General features: G+C 66.5%; 13 protein-coding genes and 1 pseudogene. 12 read left to right on the plus strand and 2 right to left on the minus strand.

The window, feature by feature from the left end:
- On the minus strand, positions 1 to 918 hold a 918-nt coding region (locus EBE87_RS18775; RefSeq protein WP_120641024.1), incomplete at its 3' end, for an IS110 family RNA-guided transposase.
- Positions 919 to 1,559: 641 nt separating this feature from the next.
- Here EBE87_RS18775 and EBE87_RS18780 point away from each other — a divergent pair.
- The 7 genes from EBE87_RS18780 to EBE87_RS18810 are packed head-to-tail and all read left to right on the plus strand — an operon-like array spanning position 1,560 to position 10,222.
- Positions 1,560 to 3,221, plus strand: coding sequence for an amidohydrolase (locus tag EBE87_RS18780; protein ID WP_120641025.1), 1,662 nt, complete (start codon positions 1,560 to 1,562; stop codon positions 3,219 to 3,221).
- A 4-nt stretch (positions 3,222 to 3,225) separates the two neighbouring features.
- Positions 3,226 to 4,167, plus strand: coding sequence for an ABC transporter permease (locus EBE87_RS18785; RefSeq protein WP_120641026.1), 942 nt, complete (start codon positions 3,226 to 3,228; stop codon positions 4,165 to 4,167).
- 2 nt (positions 4,168 to 4,169) lie between these two features.
- Positions 4,170 to 5,060 carry an ABC transporter permease gene (locus EBE87_RS18790; protein WP_233560132.1) on the plus strand — a complete coding sequence of 297 codons (891 nt, stop codon included), beginning with the start codon at positions 4,170 to 4,172 and terminating at the stop codon, positions 5,058 to 5,060.
- Positions 5,061 to 5,095: 35 nt separating this feature from the next.
- Positions 5,096 to 6,700, plus strand: coding sequence for an ABC transporter substrate-binding protein (locus tag EBE87_RS18795; protein ID WP_233552944.1), 1,605 nt, complete (start codon positions 5,096 to 5,098; stop codon positions 6,698 to 6,700).
- Positions 6,701 to 6,717: 17 nt separating this feature from the next.
- Entirely contained in the window at positions 6,718 to 8,154 is a 1,437-nt protein-coding gene (locus EBE87_RS18800) for an amidohydrolase family protein (RefSeq protein ID WP_120636281.1), read from the plus strand.
- Complete coding sequence (locus EBE87_RS18805) at positions 8,151 to 9,152, plus strand: ABC transporter ATP-binding protein (protein WP_120636282.1); 1,002 nt, start codon at positions 8,151 to 8,153, stop codon at positions 9,150 to 9,152. Before EBE87_RS18800 ends, EBE87_RS18805 begins: the two co-directional genes overlap by 4 nt.
- Complete coding sequence (locus EBE87_RS18810; protein ID WP_120636283.1) at positions 9,149 to 10,222, plus strand: ABC transporter ATP-binding protein; 1,074 nt, start codon at positions 9,149 to 9,151, stop codon at positions 10,220 to 10,222. The genes EBE87_RS18805 and EBE87_RS18810 overlap by 4 nt, the downstream gene beginning before the upstream one ends.
- Positions 10,223 to 10,322: 100 nt before the next feature.
- On the opposite strand, the gene EBE87_RS18815 is transcribed toward EBE87_RS18810, so the two are convergent.
- Positions 10,323 to 11,756, minus strand: a complete 1,434-nt coding sequence (locus EBE87_RS18815) for a chlorohydrolase family protein (RefSeq protein ID WP_120636284.1) — start codon at positions 11,754 to 11,756, stop codon at positions 10,323 to 10,325.
- A 591-nt stretch (positions 11,757 to 12,347) separates the two neighbouring features.
- Here EBE87_RS18815 and EBE87_RS29770 point away from each other — a divergent pair.
- The 5 genes and pseudogenes from EBE87_RS29770 to EBE87_RS18840 all read left to right on the plus strand — a co-directional run.
- Positions 12,348 to 12,642 (plus strand): annotated as a pseudogene (locus tag EBE87_RS29770) (transposase); the annotation flags it as partial.
- Between the two features lie 160 nt (positions 12,643 to 12,802).
- Entirely contained in the window at positions 12,803 to 13,678 is an 876-nt protein-coding gene (locus tag EBE87_RS18825; protein WP_158600758.1) for an alpha/beta fold hydrolase, read from the plus strand.
- A gap of 31 nt (positions 13,679 to 13,709) precedes the next feature.
- Positions 13,710 to 14,888: a CoA transferase gene (locus tag EBE87_RS18830; protein WP_120636286.1), complete on the plus strand. Its 1,179-nt coding sequence runs from the start codon at positions 13,710 to 13,712 to the stop codon at positions 14,886 to 14,888.
- A gap of 14 nt (positions 14,889 to 14,902) precedes the next feature.
- Complete coding sequence (locus EBE87_RS18835) at positions 14,903 to 16,123, plus strand: CaiB/BaiF CoA transferase family protein (protein WP_120636287.1); 1,221 nt, start codon at positions 14,903 to 14,905, stop codon at positions 16,121 to 16,123.
- Between the two features lie 138 nt (positions 16,124 to 16,261).
- Positions 16,262 to 17,221, plus strand: coding sequence for a branched-chain amino acid ABC transporter permease (locus tag EBE87_RS18840; protein WP_199706985.1), 960 nt, complete (start codon positions 16,262 to 16,264; stop codon positions 17,219 to 17,221).
- The last annotated feature ends 41 nt before the right edge of the window (positions 17,222 to 17,262 follow it).

Here is a 17,262-nt window from a genome sequence, read left to right on the forward strand (position 1 = left end):
AATTCCCTCGTGAACCGTCTCTGCTGCGTCATGGAGTTCCCCTTGCCTCAGCAGGAACCCTCCACCTTTCTGAAGCAAGTCCATGGCGGCTTTATAAAGCGCTTGGCGCGCCAAGCTGTCGCCCTGCTTGCTGATGTGCCCCACCCGGTCTGTCTCACCCGACTGGTAGCGCCTCGGCGTCAGGCCAGAATGCACGCCTACGGCCCGAGAGCGACTGAACCGGGCGGGATCGTCGACCGCGGAGCAAAAGGTCAACGCCGTTACCGGCCCGATGCCTGGCACCGTCGTCAGCCTGCGGCAGACGTCATCCTCGCGTATTGCCGCCAGCACCAGGCGGTGCAGGCGCTCGCGCTCTGTACGTGCGGCATCGCGGGCCTGCAGGAGGGGTCCTATCAGCGCCTCCAGCCCCGCATGCCCGTCGGTCAGCTCGCGCACACGCGTCGGGAAGGCTGCCTCGCTGACCTGTCCGACCTTGAGGCCAAACCCACGCAGCAAGCCCCGGATGCCATTGTCGAGGTCGCGCAACTTGGCCACCACCAGCTTGCGGCCGAGTTCCTGCGACAGTTCCGATTTCACGTGCACCGCCTTGTACCAGCCGGTGCGCACCACTTGCGCCATCGCCCGCGCGTCGTTCCGGTCTGTCTTGACTGGCATGACCTTGGTGGTGGCCCGCAGTTGCCGGGTCTCGAGCAGCACCACCGGCAAGCCTGCCATGGCTAGCCCTGCATGGAGCCACTGCGACAGCCGCCCCGCCTCAAGGCCAATCCGGCTGAAGGCAAAGCCGCTCCCTACCAGGACGGCAGCCATGGCCTCCGGCTCACTCTCCACCTTGAACTCGCGCTGGATCGCTCCCTCGGCGTCCACGATGCAGATGCTGCTCGTCTCCAGCGAGATGTCGATCCCGGCGCAGTGGGTCATCTCGGTGCCTCCCTCAGCTCATGACCCCCAAGGGTCACATGGAAGAACATCCGGCCGCAGCAGCCACCGCTACCACGCCAACCCGATTACCGTATCTAGCGGCAGAGTTATCGCAACCCCCACCCGCAGATGCCAAGCAAGCCCCCACACCATAGCGAAGGAAGAGGTGGATCAACCCGCTCCAGCCGGTACGTCATCTCCTGCACGATGTGCCAAGAGATTATTTCCTTGAGGTGTTCTGCATGGCGCAGCCGATGCCTTGCGCCTGGACATTTCCTGCCTTCCCACCTCGCCAAGCGGTTATTGATTGCGCCTCGGGCGAAGCGATAGTGCACGGCAAAGACGCATTCAAACAGAAACTTGGCCAGAACCTTCCTCATCAGGCACATATACAAATAGCCACTGGTGCCAACGGCTGAACAAGCAGGACAGCACGATGATTGCGCGTATCGTTGCCGGGAGTGATCATGATCTGTGCTGAAGATGGTGCATTTGGCAGGTATTTAAGCATTACGGCGCGCAGAGAACGCCACGCCCGATTCGGGTGGGCTTGACGCTCTTCATGGTCACTGGTTGCATCCGGGTCATTCAGCGAGGAGAGCGGCCATGCACCTGATCGTTACCAACCGGGTTCAGCGCGTATGAACACGGAACTGCTGATCTCCGGTGGCCGGATCTTTCGCGGGTTACGTGGCGGATTTGCTGAGGCGCTTGCCGTCCGCGACGGTCGTGTTGTCGCAGTAGGCACACAGGAGGAAGCGTCTCAGGCAGTCAGCACGGCCGCGCGGCGTATCGACCTCAACGGCCGTGTGGCGATTCCGGCCTTGAACGAAGCGCATATGCACTTGGCCGCCTTCGGGCTGACGCTGACCCAGGTGAACCTGCGTGCCGAGGAGGTGCGCACGCTGGACGAGGTTTTGAAGCGCGTCGGCGAGGCAGCGAAGCGCGCCCAGAAAGGGCAGTGGATTTCCGGCCGCGGCTATGACCACGGCGAGTTGGACATCGGCCGCCATCCCCTGGCGGAGGAGCTGGACCGCGTGGCGCCGGACAACCCGGTGTTCATTGTCCGTACCTGTGGCCATGTCGGCGTCGCCAATTCCATGGCGATGAAGCTGGCGGGCGTCAGCCACAACACTCCGGACCCTGAGGGCGGCGCCATCGAACGTAAGAACGGCCGTCTGACCGGCTTGTTCGCCGAACGTGCCATGCGGATGATCAAGCAGGCGATGCCGTCCTGCACCGAAGCGCAGCTGGTGGATGCGATCGACAAGGCGGGGCAGAAGCTGGCCAGCTACGGCTTCGCATCGGCCAGTGACATGAATATCGGCATGACGGCGGGCATGACCGAGGTGGCCGCCTATCACCAGGCCGAGGCCGAGGGCCGGCTGCACCAGCGGATGTGGCAGGTGCTCTTCGGCAACCCCGAAGGCATCGCGCAGCAGGCCTGGGAGCAGGGCATCCGCCCCGGCATCGCCGCCGGCGCGACGGCCGAGAGCCTGCTGGCCTGGGGCGGCATGAAGGTCTTCGGCGATGGCTCCGCCGGCGGCCTGACCGCTGCCTTCTTCGACCCCTATCTGGAAAGCGCGGGCGGCGGCACGGGCATCTTCTGCTTCCCCGATGACGCGATGCACGAGATGCTGTCGCGCTACCATCGCCAGGGCTGGCAGCTGGACATCCATGCCATCGGTGATGCCGCCATCGAGCAGGTGCTCTCCGGCATGGAGAAGGCGGATGCGCCGGACGCGCCGATCGCCGGCAGGCGGCACCGCATCGAGCATTGCGGCTTCCTGAACCGCAACCAGCGCCAGCGCATGCTGCGCCATGGCATCCTGCCGGTGCCGCAGCCTGTCTTCATGTACGAGTTCGGTGACCTCTACGTCACCAATCTGGGGCAGGAGCGCGCCGCCGCCGCCTATCCGATGGCGACCTGGCTGCATGAGGGCCACCACCCCGCCGCCTCCTCCGACAGCCCGGTCAGCACGGTGGACCCTTTCCCCAACCTCTACACCATGGTCACGCGCAAGACGAACAAGGGCACCGTCTTGGGCGCCGAGGAAGTGCTGACCATGGAGGAAGCGGTGCACTGCTACACCTGGTGCGGCGCCTTCAGCCAGTTCGCCGAGGGTGACCGTGGCACGCTGGAGCCGGGCCAGCAGGCCGATATCACCATCCTGTCCCGCGACATCTTCGCGGAGGAGCCGGAAGCGCTGTTCGCGACCCAGGCGGACATGACCTTCCGCGGCGGCCGGCCGATCTTCGACCGCCATGGCGAAGTGGCGGCGCTGTCGGCGGCGTTGGGCTGACGCCATGCTGCGCCATGTGGTGCAACGCCTGCTGTTGATCGTGCCGGTCATGTTGGGCGTGCTGCTGATCGGCTTCCTGCTGATGCAGGTGGTGCCGACGGACCCCGCCGTGGTACGGGCGGGCCCCAGCGCCACGGCCGATGTGGTGGCCGCCATCCGCCGTGACCTGGGGCTGGACCAGCCGATCTATGTGCAGTTCGCCATCTATCTCTGGCGGCTGCTGCAGGGTGACCTGGGCGTCTCCATCATCAACAACGTCCCGGTGACGCAGGAACTCGGCGCCACCATCGGGCCGACGCTGGAACTGATGTTCGCCTCCCTGTTCTGGTCCATTCCGGCCGGGATCGCGCTGGGCACCGTGGGCGCCTACTACCGTGGCACGCTGCTGGACCGCGCCATCACGGCGCTCTCCGTCGCGGGCGGCTCCGTGCCGGTATTCTTCCTGGGGCTGGTGCTGATCTGGTTCGTCGGCTTCCAGTGGCAATTGCTGCCTTTTACCGGGCGCGCAGGGCCGCTCTGGACGGTGGAAGGCTGGCAGGCCGTGGCGCTGCCGGCGCTGACGCTGGGCGGCGTCTTCATCGCCCCCGTGGCGCGCATGACCCGCACGGCGGTGCTGGATGTGCTGGGCGCCGAGCATGTGCGCACCGCCCGCGCCAAGGGTCTGACCGAGCGTGCCGTGGTGCTGCATCACGCGCTCCGCAACGCGCTGATCCCGGTGGTGACGCTGATCGGGCTGCAGATCGGCTTCCTCTTGGGCGGCGCGGTGGTAACGGAAACCGTGTTCTCCTGGCCCGGCGTCGGGCGGCTGGCTGTGGGCGCCATCCTGTCCTCGGATTTCCCGATGGCCCAGGGCACCATCATCGTGCTCTCGCTGGGCTTCATCCTCATCAACCTGGTGGTGGATCTGCTTTACGTGATGCTTGACCCGCGCATGAGGGGGGCCTGAGCATGGCTAGCGCTACCACGGCCCCGGCCGCCGTCACGCCGCCCGTACCCGCCCCGCGCCGCGCGCCCGGCACCTTGCGCCGCCTGGTGCGGGAGCCCGTGGCGGCGGCGGCGCTGCTGCTCGCCATCCTGCTGGTTCTGGCGGCCGTGCTGGCCCCGGTGCTGGCACCCACCGACCCTTTCGACAATGACCTCGGCTCCGCCATGGCGGTGCCGGGCACGCCGGGGCTGCTGCTCGGCGCCGATGCGCAGGGGCGGGACATGATCACCCGCCTGCTGTTCGGGCTGCGCATCACCTTCATCATCGGCATCGCCTCAGTGCTACTGGGGGGCTTCGTGGGCGCCCTCGTGGGCTTCGCCGCCGCCTTCTACCGCCGTGTGGACGGGCTGCTGATGCGGCTGATGGATGTGCTGCTCTCCTTCCCCGCCATTCTCTTCGGCCTGGCGCTGGCGGCCATCTTCGGCCCCGGCATCCCGGCCGTGGTGCTGGCCCTCTCCGTTGCCACGGTGCCGCTGATGGCGCGCATCGTGCGCGGCGCCGCCCTGGTGGTGATGCGCCAGGATTACATCGAGGCCGCGCGCGCCACCGGCATGGGCGATGCCCGGCTGATGCTGCGCCACGTGGCGCCCAATTGCCTGTCGCCGATGTTCGTCTTCGCGACGCTGCGCTTCGGGCAGGTCATCCTGCTGGGCTCCGCGCTGTCCTTCCTCGGCCTCGGCGCGCAGCCGCCAATGGCGGAACTGGGCGCCATGGCGGCGGAGGGGCGGAACTTCCTGTTCTTCGCGCCGCATATCGCCGTGCTGCCCTGCGCGCTGATCTTTGTCTTGGTCTTGAGCTTCAACCTGCTGGGCGATGCGCTGCGTGACGCGCTGGACCCCCGGCTCCGCGTCTGATCCTGCTGCAACCGAAAGGCCCAAGGATGTTCCAGTTGCTGAAGCGCCGCCGCATGGCCGGCCTGCTGAGCGGTTCCCTGTTGGCGCTGGGCGCGCTGCCGCCCGCCGCGCAGGCGCAGATGGCGCCCAAGGACACGCTGGTGGTGCTGCGCGAGATCGACGCGGACCGCTACGACCCCGCCCGCACCTCGGCCACCGCAGCGGGGGAGGCGCTGTTCCTGCTGACGGACACGCTGGTCTCGCTGGACTGGGACCAGAAGACCATCCGGCCTGGCCTGGCGGAAAGCTGGACCGTCAGCGAGGACGGCAAGCTCTATACCTTCAAGCTGCGGCGCGGCGTGAAGTTCTGCGATGGCAAGGACTTCACTGCGAAGGACGTGGTCTACACCATCAACCGCTTCATCGACCCCGCGCTGCGCGGGCCGGTGCGCGCGCGCGCCGGGCAGGTGAAGGAGGTTCGCGCCACCGACGACTACACCGTGGAATACGAGCTGCAGCAGCCCTTCAGCGAGCTGCTGTTGCAACTGACGCAGTATTTCATGGGCATCGTCGACCAGGCGACGGTCGAGAAGCTGGGCGACGGCTTCGGCGTGCAGGGCTTCAACGGCGTCGGCCCCTATTGCTGGGCGAGCTGGTCGCCCCGGCAGGACATGGTGCTGACCAAGAACCCCGCCTACAACTGGGGCCCGCCGATCTACCAGAATCCGTCGCCGCAGGTTGGCCGCATTATCCTGCGCGTGATCCCGGAAGCGAATACGCGGCTGGCCGCCGTGCAGTCCGGCCAGGGTGACCTGACGCAGTGGATTCCGTATTTCGCGCTGGAAGGGCTGAAGCGCGTCCCGACGGTGAAGCTGCAGCAGCAGCCGAACTACTTCTACGACAACTTCATGGGCTTCAAAGTAGACAAGCCCGTGATGAACGACCCGGCCGTGCGTCGCGCCATCAACCTGGCGGTGAACAAGGAAGCCATCAACAAGGCTGTCTGGTTCAGCGCCGGCGAGGTCGCCAGCTCCTACGTCAACCCCAATGCGCAGGATGCCAGTGGCGAAGCGGCCGCCAAGGTGCCGGGCTTCGACCCCGCTGCCGCCCGCAAGGTGCTGGACGAGGCCGGTTGGACCATGGGCAGCGACGGCGTGCGGGTGAAGGACGGCCAGCGCGCCACCTTCCTGGCCTATGCCATCCAGCATGCCTACAACAACGGCATGATGCAGGCGATCCAGGCGGACCTGCGCCGCATCGGCATCGAGATGCGCGTGCAGCTCTGGGATGCCACGGTGGCCTGGGGCAAGCTGGCGACGCAGGAATTCGACGCCTTCATCATGTCCTATCCCTATGCCTCGGCGACCGATGCGCTGGGCCTGTACTTCCCCAGCGCCAGCCGGCCGACCCCCAACCGCATGAACTGGAACGACGCGGAAACCGACCGGCTGATCAACGCCGCCCGCGCCGCCACGGCGCCGGAGGACCGCGCCAAGGCGATCGGCGAGGCGCAGATTCTCCTGTCGGAACAGAACCCCTGGCTGCCGCTGATCCGCCAGCCGCTCTGGCTGATGTCGGGGCAGCGGGTGGAAGGGGCGCGGCCGCATGGCATCTATGGCGCGGCGCTCTACAAGGGCCTCGATATCCGGCTGACGCGCTGAGCGGGAAGGGGAGGGACATGACCACCACACTCGTTCAGGACGCCGACCTCGTCATCGCCTGGGACGAGGCAGCCGGGCAGCATGTCTATATGCCCGATGCCTCCGTGGCCTCCGAGGATGGCCGCATCACCTTCGTCGGCCGTGGCTATGAGGGCACGGCCGACCAGGTCATCGACGCCCGTGGCATGATGGTCATGCCCGGGTTGGTGAATATCCATTGCCACCCTTCCAGCGAGCCGATGAACAAGGGGCTGATCGACGAGATCGGCTCCCCCGGCCTGTATAATTCCTCGCTCTACGAATACATGCCGATCTTCCGCGCGGATGCGGAAGCGGTGCCCTCCTGCGTGCGCGTGGCGCTGTCGGAACTGCTGCTCTCCGGCGTCACCACCGTGGCCGACCTTTCCATGGCGCATCCGGGCTGGCTGGACCTGCTCGCGGAAAGCGGCATGCGCGTCTGCGTCGCGCCGATGTTCCGTTCCGCCCGCTGGTTCACCAAGAACGGCCATGTCGTGGAGTACGAGTGGGACGAGGCCGCGGGCGAAAAGGCGATGGCCGAGGCGCTGTCGCTGGTGGAGCGCGCGGAGCAGCATGAATCCGGCCGCCTCTTCGGCATGGTGGTGCCGGCGCAGATCGACACCTGCTCCGAGACCCTGCTGCGCGAGAGCGCCGAGGAGGCGCGCAAGCGTGGCCTTTCCTGGCAGATCCATGCGGCGCAGAGCGTGGTGGAATTCCACGAGATCACGCGCCGCAGCGGCTTCACGCCGATCGGCTGGCTGGACAGCATGGGGCTGCTCTCGGACCGCGCCATCATCGGCCACGGCATCTTCCTGGATGACCACCCCAGCACCCGCTGGCATACGGCGAACGACCTGGACCGGCTGGCGGAGACCGGCACCACCGTGGCGCATTGCCCCACCGTCTTCGCGCGGCGCGGCATCACCATGAAGCATTTCGGCCGCTACCGCCGCCGCGGCGTCAACATGGGCATCGGCACCGATACCTATCCGCACAACATGCTGGACGAGTTGCGGCTGGTCTCCTACCTCGCGCGCACGCAGGCGGAGGACCCGCGCAGCCTGTCCTCCACCGACCTCTTCGATGCGGCGACGATCGGCGGCGCCCAGGCGCTGGGGCGGGACGACATCGGGCGGCTGGCCACGGGCTGCCGCGCCGATTTCGTGATGGTGGACGTGACCCACCCGATGATGCGTCCGGCGCGCGACCCCATGCGCAGCCTGATCTACGCCGCCGGTGACCGCGCCATCCGCTCCGTCCATGTGGATGGGCAGGAAGTGGTGCGGGAAGGCCGCGTGCTGACCATGGATTACGAAGGCGCCGCCGCGCATCTGCATGAGGCGCAGAAGCGCATCGTCGCCAATGCGCCGGAGCGCGACTGGGCGCACCGGCCGGTGGAGAAGATCTCCCCGCCGACCTTCCGGTGGGCACGATGACAGAGGATCTGCTGCGCGTCGAAGGGTTGCGCACCGTCTTCAAGACCTCCGCCGGGCTGGTGCGGGCGGTGGATGGGGTGGACCTCTCCGTGCCGCGCGGCAAGACCTTGGGGATCGTGGGGGAAAGCGGCTGCGGCAAGTCTATGTTGTCGCTTTCCATCATGCGGCTGGTGCCTTCGCCGGGGCGCACGGTGGATGGCCGCGTGCTGCTGGCCGGGCGTGACCTTTTGCCGCTTTCCGCGCGCGAGATGCGCATGGTGCGCGGCGGCCAGATCGCCATGATCTTCCAGGAGCCGATGACCAGCCTGAACCCGGTGCATACGGTGGGGCGGCAGCTGGTGGAGGCGATGCAGGTGCATTCCCCCGGCCTCAACGCCGCCGCGCTGAAGGAGAAGGCGGTGGCCGCGCTGAAACGCGTGCGCATCCCCTCGCCGGAGCGGCGCTTCGACGAATACCCGCACCAGCTCTCCGGTGGCATGCGCCAGCGCGTCATGATCGCGATGGCGCTGGCCTGCGAGCCGCGCCTTTTGATCGCGGATGAGCCGACCACGGCGCTGGATGTGACGGTGCAGGCGCAGATCCTGGACCTGTTGCGGGAGTTGCAGGCCGAGACGGGGATGTCCATCATCCTCATCACCCATGACCTCGGCGTCATCGCGGAAATGGCGGATGAGGTGGCGGTGATGTATGGCGGCCAGGTGGTGGAGCGCACCAGCGCCCGCGCCTTGTTCGAGGACCCGCAGCATCCCTATACGCTCGGCCTGCTCGGCTCCGTGCCGCGGCTGGACGAGAGCCGGGAGCGGCTGCTGGCGATTGACGGCGCCGTGCCGCCTCCCTTCGCCTTCCCCGATGGCTGCCGCTTCCACCCGCGCTGCCCCTTCGCCATCCAGGCCTGCCGTGAGGCCTTGCCGCCGCTGCGAGCCCTGGGCCCGGGGCATGAGGCCGCCTGCATCCGCGCGCCGGTCGAGGAAGCGCTGACCCTGGAAACTGCCGCATGACGCCTTTGTTGGAAGTGGCCGGGCTGGCCAAGCACTACCCGGTGAAGCAGGGCGTGATCCGCCAGCGGGAGGTGGGCACGGTGCGCGCCGTGGATGGCGTGTCCTTTTCCGTGATGCGGGGCGAGACCCTGGCGCTGGTGGGGGAAAGCGGCTGCGGCAAGTCCACCACGGCGCGGCTGGCTCTGCGGCTGATCGAGCCCAGTGCCGGCAGCATCCGCTTCGATGGCCAGGACGTGACCAAGGTCACGGGCGGCGCGATGCGGGCGCTGCGCCGGCGCATGCAGATCGTGTTCCAGGACCCCTATGCCAGCCTCAACCCCCGCCTGACGGTGGGCGACGCCATTGCCGAGCCGATGGTGGTGCATGGCATCGGCAACGACCGCTCCCGCCAGGACCGGGTGCAGGAGCTGCTGGAGTTGGTCGGGCTGCGTCCCTTCCATGCCACGCGCTACCCACATGAATTCTCCGGTGGCCAGCGCCAGCGCATCGGCATTGCCCGCGCCCTGGCGGTGGAGCCGGATCTGGTGGTCTGCGACGAGCCTGTCTCGGCGCTGGATGTTTCCATCCAGGCGCAGGTGGTCAACCTGATGAAGGACCTGCAGGCGCGGCTCGGCCTGTCCTACCTGTTCATCGCGCATGACCTGGCGGTGGTGAAGCACATGGCAGACCGCGTGGCCGTCATGTATCTCGGCGCCATCATGGAGATGGGCAGCAAGGCGGAGCTTTTCGCCAATCCGCGCCATCCCTATACCCGCGCGCTGCTGGCCGCCATTCCGCATCCCGATCCGTCGCGCCGTGGCCGGGTCACGCCGCTGGGCGGCGACGTGCCTAGCCCGATGGCGGTGCCGGCAGGCTGCCGCTTCCACACCCGCTGCCCCTTCGCCCAGGCGCGGTGCCGGGAGGAAGTGCCGTTGCTGCGTGAGGTGGCGCCCGGCCAGCAGGCGGCCTGCCATTTCTCCGAAAGCCTGCCCGATGCTGGCCTGGATTATTCCGGCGGCCTGACCCCGGCGGCAACCACGCGCCTGGCCCTTTATGACCGGGCCAGGCAGCGGGCAGGTGTGGGCTCTTGACCCCTTGCCGGTGAAGCGAGCCTTCTGAAACGCCAGTCAGGCTGATGGCCGCACCGTCCGCCGCGCCCTGTGACGGTGCGCGGCGGGAGGGCCGTCGGGTTCAGCCGCGGAAGGGCGGGTAGCTCGACGGCGAAAGCTGCTCGATGCCACGCCCGGCCCAGTCGCGCTCCTTCATCCCGGCCCACATGGCTTCCGCGCCTTCCTGCACGGCGCGCCCCAGGGCCACAGGGTCATAGCCCGGCACCACGCCATCCTGCATCACCACGCGGCCGTCGATGATGGAGGTCTGCAGATCCTCCGCGGTCGCGGAGAAGACAAGGTTGCGGATAGGGTCGCGGAGCGGCGTCATGAAGAGGCTGTCGCTGTGCCAGATGAGCAGGTCCGCCTTGGCGCCTGGCGCGATGCGGCCGAGGTCGTCGCGGCCCAGTGCCTTGGCGCCGTTGAGCGTCGCCGCATTGAATACATCGGCCGCCGTCGCCACCTGCGTCTGCCGGTCCACGATCTTGGAGACTACGGAGGTCCAGCGCATCGCCTCAATCATGCTCTGTGGGCAGGTATCGGTCGCGATGGTCATGTTGACGCCGCGCTTCTGGTAGCGCGCGAAGCTTTCCATGGCGATGCCGCGCCGCGCGAAGACCCAGACCGCGTGGGCTACGTTGGCCCCGGTATCGGCCAGGATGCCGATATCGTCCGCCTGGTAGTTGGCCCAGCTGCTCTCGCCAGGGATGATGCAATGGCCAAGGATGCAGCGTTCCGAGAGGAAGTCGATCTTCTGCAGCCATTCGATCGGCGTGCAGCCGTTGCGGCGCGTCATCTCGAGGAACTCGGGCACCGACTGGGACACGTGCAGCGCCAGCGGCACCTTCATGTCGCGCGCCGCATCGGCGGAGCGGCGCAGCAATGCCTCGGAGCAGGTGTCCACCTGCATGGGCGTGAGGAAGCCCTTCAACCGCCCGTTTTCGCGGCCGTCCACGCGCTCGATGAAGCGCACCGCCTCGTCGAAGGCACTGGCGCCGTCATCTTCCAGCCATTCGTAATCGACCGTGCGCCCATTGGCGGTGAACCAGCGGCCGGAGCGGTAGCCCTGGCCGATATAGGCGCGGATGCCGCAGCGCGCCGCGTGTTCGGCCACCACGTCGCCATAGCCGCCGATCTCCATGATGGTGGTGGTGCCGGTGCGCAGCAGTTCCGGCATGGAATAGGCGATACTGGCATGCCGGGCGGCCTGCGTGATGGCGCCGTCCCTGGCCGAGAGGAACTCGAAGAGGCCGGAAAGGTAGAACTGGCGCGGCCCACGATCCTCCACGAAGCTCTTATCCAGTGGCGATTCGGAAAGATGCGCGTGTGTGTTGATGAAACCGGGGGTGATAACCTTGTTCCGCGCCTCGATCACTTCATCCACCGGCCCATCGTAGTTTTGGCCGACATGGCGGATGGTGTCGCCTTCATACACCACGACGCCGTCCTTCAAATGGCGATGGCCGCCATCCTGGAATGCGATGATGTGCGAGGCGCGGATCATGGTCACGGGCATGCGTTGGTTCCTGGTCGATCCCTGGTGTTGGGAGGTGCTATATCTGCGTTGGCAGCGCACCGTACGAGGCCACTGTTCATCATCGTTGCCGATTGGTCTAGCCTTCGTGGCAACTACGCCGCATCCGAAGCGCGCTGCAGTTTCAGTATAATGGCATGGCCGCGGCGAACCCCACCACCTGACGCCTCATTTCACGCAGGCTGTCGCAACACGCGCTTTAAGGCAGTCCGCCGGCATGCATTCCCGCTCCAAGTGGAGCCCCGGGTACCAGAACTCACGGAAACGCCAAGCTCCCTAACTCAGGCTATGGCGTGGCACTACCGCCTGGTCTGGGAGCGCGCCCCTGGCAGAGCGATGGCGCCTTGGGCCCTCGCCTTGGCCCGCATCAGGCGCAGTAGCCGTCGGGCGGCGGCGTGGCACCCAAGTCGCACCTCAGCCTTGGCCAGCCGCCGCAGCAGCACGGGCGCAAAACCATTAGTTTCCAGCTTCTCCGTCACCTTGATGGCATGCTGAAGATTAGGAACAGGACCTATTAATAAGCCTCTTGCGGTTTAATCCTGCTGTGATGCCATGGTGGCCGGAGGTGCTGCCATGGCCGACCTGTTCTGGCTGACGAAGGCGCAGATCGAGCGGATCCCGCGCTCCTTCCCGCTCTCGCATGGCGTGCCGCGGGTGGACGACCGGCGCGTCATTAGCAGCATCATCCATGTCATCCGCAATGTCTTCGCTGGCGCGACGCGCCTGCCGAATACGGGCCGCACAAGACCCTCTGCAACCGCTTCATCCGCTGGAGCCGCATGGGCATCTTCAACCGCATCTTCGCGGAGCTGGCCGGGCGCAAGGGCAGCCGGAGCGGCTGATGATCGACGCCACGCAGCTCAAGGCACCCTTCCAGCGCGCCGAATCATTGCTTGACGGGTAGAATGCATTCTGCACAATCGGCGGCGGGAGAACGTCTCGATCATGTGTCAGAACTCGGAACTGCGAGGCTGTCAGTGTGGACTGGTGCCCCCGTGCACAGTTCAGCATCAAGGCGAAGCCTGAGCATGGCAGAGCAGGCTTTGCAGCGTCAGGAACAGGCTTCCGGCGCCGAACTGTCATGCGACGCATTGCTGGACCTTGCCCAACATGTCGAGACGCGCTGCGGCGACGGGAAGATGGTCTGGCGCGTCTGGGGCAGGGGGCATCCACTGGTGCTGCTGCACGGTGGCTCCGGCTCATGGCGACACTGGAGCCGGAACATTGAGTTCCTGGCGCAGAACCGAATGGTGGTATGTGCCGACCTGCCTGGTTTGGGCGATTCCGACATGCCGCCAGAACCCTGTGGGCCGGAGAGTGTCGGTGGCATCGTCGGCCATGGGTTGCGGTGCATTCTACCGAAAGGTCTTGCCTGCGATCTTGTCGGCTTCTCCTTTGGGGCGCTGATCGCGGGCCACACGGCTGTGGCTGCGCCGGAATGCATCCGCTCACTGATATTGGTGGGAGCTGGCGCGCTCGGCGTCCCGCGTGGGCCCATTCGGCTTGAGCGGGTGCGCAACAAGATCGGCGAAGAGCGCCGGGTGGCGCATCGTACCAACCTCGAACGGCTCATGTTGGCCGATCCGGGGCAGATCGATGATCTGGCGCTGGAGATTCAGGACCAGAACACTCGCCGCGCCAGATTGTCCAGCTTACCCTTTGCCACCACCGCATCGCTTGCCGGTGCGTTGGAGCAGGTGCGTGCACCACTTGGCGCCATCTGGGGCGAGAAGGATGCGCCTGCGGCTCCTGATCTGCCGGGGCGCATCGCGGCGCTCCGCCGTGTCAGGCCAGATGCGGCCGTGCGCGTCATTCCAGGGGCGGGCCACTGGGTCGCCTATGAAGCGCCGCAGGCCTTCCACACTGCCTTGAACGATCTGATGCCCTGCAGTGACAGGCCGTGAGCGTCACAAAGAAACCCGAAGGGGAGACATCATGCCGAACCTTGAGGAGCGGCCGTACCAGGGGCTGCGCGTTATCGACCTGACGCGTGAACTCGGTGCTTATGCAACCCGTCTGTTCGCTGATCTTGGTGCTGAGGTGATCCGTGTTGAGCCGCCATGCGGACGGGCCGACCGTGGCGAGCCTGCCTTGCCAGGACTTGGCGGTGATGTTTGCTTCTCCTTTCTCAACGTCAACAAAAAGAGCGTTGCGTTGGACCTGAACGCCGAGGAGGGGCGCGCAGTGCTGGCCGACCTGGTGGCTACAGCCAGTGTCGTGGTGCTGGAGGGCGAGGAGGCGGCGCTGCTGCAGACGGTTCTGGCAGTGCCGGGCAAACGAGTGGTGACGGTTGTATCGCACTTCGGCCTCGATGGCCCTTACGCCGACTACCTCGGCTCAGACCTTGTTACACAATCGTTGGGCGGTATCACATGGATGTCAGGCCAGCCGGATGCGCCGCCACTGCGCATCGCCGCAGGCCAAGCCAGTTTCGTAGCCTCGTTGTATGCGGCCACCGCCACCGCGCTGGCGCTCTATGACATCGAGAACAACGACGGCGGCGCTCATCTCCTGGACGTTTCCGCCCAGGAGTGTGTCGCGCATTCGCTGCAGAATGCCCTGCAGGTCTGGGACCTAGAGGGGCGTATTCCCGTGCGTGGCGGCGAAGGTACGCGTGACGCGACGGAGCAGGTCTTGGCCTGCGGCGACGGGCATGTCTTCCTGGCCAGCTCCCTTTCCATGCCGCTATCCTGGAAGGCGCTGGTTGATTGGATGCGGGAGGAAGGACATCCCGGCGGTGAGCGGCTGAGCCAAGCTGACTGGTCCGACCGCCGCAAACGCACCACCCGCGCCATGCGCGACGAGTTCCGTACGCTCTTCGAATCCTTCGCATGCAACAAAACCAAGGCGGATATGCGGAGCGAGGCGCTGCGCCGGCGCATCATCATGGCGCCGGTGAGCCAGGTGAGCGACCTGCCAGGCGATCCGCAACTGGTCTTTCGCCGCTACTTCCGCGACCTACCGCACCCGGCAGCCGGGCGCTCGCTGCGCTTCCCGGGCGCACCTTACCGCCTGTCAGAGCCGGTCTGGCAACTGGATCGCCCTGCGCCGCTGCCGGGCGAACATACCGAGGAACTGCTTGGCGGCGCCGGTCCACGCGCAGCGGCACTTTGAGCGGGAGTGGACCGATGAAGCCGCAATTCCTCAAAGGCATCCGCTTCGCGGACCTCACCTGGGCTGGCGCCGGCCCTTTCTCCACCAAGGTCTTTGCCGATTTCGGAGCCGAGGTCATCAAGGTCGAGAGCGCCACGCGGGTCGATCCGGTGCGCCTGGGTGGCCCCTTTCGCGACGGTGTTCCGGGGCTGAACCGCAGCGGCTATTTTGCCTCACGCAACACCGGCAAGCGCAGCGTGGCCCTGAACCTGAAATCGGAAGAAGGGCGCGAGATCGTGCGTGACCTGATCTGCACCGCCGATGTTGTCAGCAACAACTTCGGCCCCGGCGCCATGGACCGGCTCGGGCTCGGCTATGAGGAGGTGCGGAAGATCCGGCCTGATGTCGTGTATCTTTCCATGCCGATGTATGGCGAGGATGGGCCGCTTTCCAACCTGCTGGGCGTCGGCATGACCATCAGTGCCGTGACGGGGCTGATGTCACTCACAGGCTATGACGGCGGCCCGCCGCTCGGGCCAGGGACGCATTTCCCTGATCATGCCGCCAATCCCTATCACGCTGCCTTCGCCGTCCTGGCGGCGCTGCGGCATCGCCGGCGCACCGGCCGCGGCATGAAGATCGATCTCGCACAGGTGGAATCCACCATCAACTGCATCGGTCCCGCGGTGCTGGAGCAGGCGATCACCGGCCAGGAGCCGGAGCGGCTGGGCAATCGCTCCGCCGAGCACGCGCCGCACAATGTTTTCCGTTGTCAGGGCGAGGATCGCTGGTGCGCCATCACCGTCCTGACAGATGCTCAATGGGCGGCGCTGGCACGGACCATCGGGGCGGAGGCACTGGCGGCTGATCCGGAACTGGCCACGGCTGCCGGACGGCTTGCGCGGGTGGATGAGGTGGAAGCGGCGGTGTCCCGCTGGACCGTGGAGCGCGAGGCGGAAGATGTGATGGCTGCCCTGCAGGCCGTGGGCGTGCCCGCCGGCGTGGTGGCCGATCCGCGCACCTTGATGGAGCGCGATCCTCAACTGCGGCATCGCGGCTACTGGCAGCACCTGGATCATCCGGAGTTGCGTGAGGCCACCTATACCTCGCCGCCTTACCGCCTGGACAACGAGCGCGTGGAATTGATGCGGCCGCCCTTGATCGGCGAGCATACCGACGAGGTGCTGTCTGGCATCCTTGGCTATGACGCGGCGCGCATCGCCGCGCTACGGGCCTCGGGAACCATCGAGGCCTGAGACGACCCGCTCGCGCTGCGGGCGGTACAAAACACGACGCCGGCGCAACGACGCATGGCGCGATGGGAGGAAGGCGGTGAACAAGGCCAAGGGAGCCGGCGCGGCTTTGCTATGCCGTGCGCAGGAGGAGGGCGAGCCATGAGCGACGCCCAGATTTTGATCGAGAATGTGTTGAATGCGCTGGTCGCCGGTGTGCTGATCGGCTGCATCTATGGCCTGATGTGCGTCGGGCTCGGCCTCATCTTCGGCGTGATGCGGGTGGTGAACTTCGCCCAGGGTGATTTCCTGATGCTGGGCATGTACGCTGCCTACTACCTCTTCGCCGGCTGGGGCCTGCTGGCCTTCCTTGGCCCTTATGCGGGGCCGTTGCTGGCGGCGGTGCTGGCAGGACCCATTGTCTTTGCCGGTGGCGTTCTGCTGCACCGTTTCCTGATCTCGCGCGTCTCTGGCATGCGCAGCGCGGCCAGTGCCGATGAAGGACATTTCGGGCAGTTGATCGTCACACTCGGCGTATCGCTGATCCTGCAGAACGGCGGCCTGATCCTCTTCGGCTCATCGCCGCGCACGGTGCGCACGCCGCTGTCATCCTCGGCCTGGGTGCTGGAAATACCCTTCACAGATGCGATGATTTTCCTGAACCAGGCACGGCTGGTCTCCAGCGTCGTGGCAGTGATCGTCGCCATCGCTCTCTATTTCCTGCTGGAGCGCTCACGGCTTGGCCGCTCGCTGCGCGCGGCGGCCGACAATCCCACCGCTGCGACCTATGCCGGTGTGGATGTGGACCGGGCGCATCGCATCGCCTTCGGCATGGGCAGCGGCATCACCGCCGTGGCCGGCGGGCTCATCGCCACCTTCCTGTCCTACTCGCCCTTCGTCGGCGTGGATTTTGTCATCATCATGTACGCGGGTGTCGTGCTCGGCGGCATGGGCAGCATCCTTGGCGCCTTCTGGGGCGGTCTGACGGTCGGCTTCGTGCAGCAGTTCTCAGCGCTGGCCCTGCCGCCGCAGCTGCAGAATTCCGCGATCTTCGTGGTCTTCCTGCTGATCCTGATCCTGAGGCCACAAGGCTTCTTCGGCCGCTCGGCGGAACGCGCATGAGACCCGGCGCGGCCCCCCGCCTGCGGCGACACGGCCTGATC

The organism is Teichococcus wenyumeiae (genome assembly GCF_003696345.1).
Taxonomy (GTDB): domain Bacteria; phylum Pseudomonadota; class Alphaproteobacteria; order Acetobacterales; family Acetobacteraceae; genus Pseudoroseomonas; species Pseudoroseomonas wenyumeiae.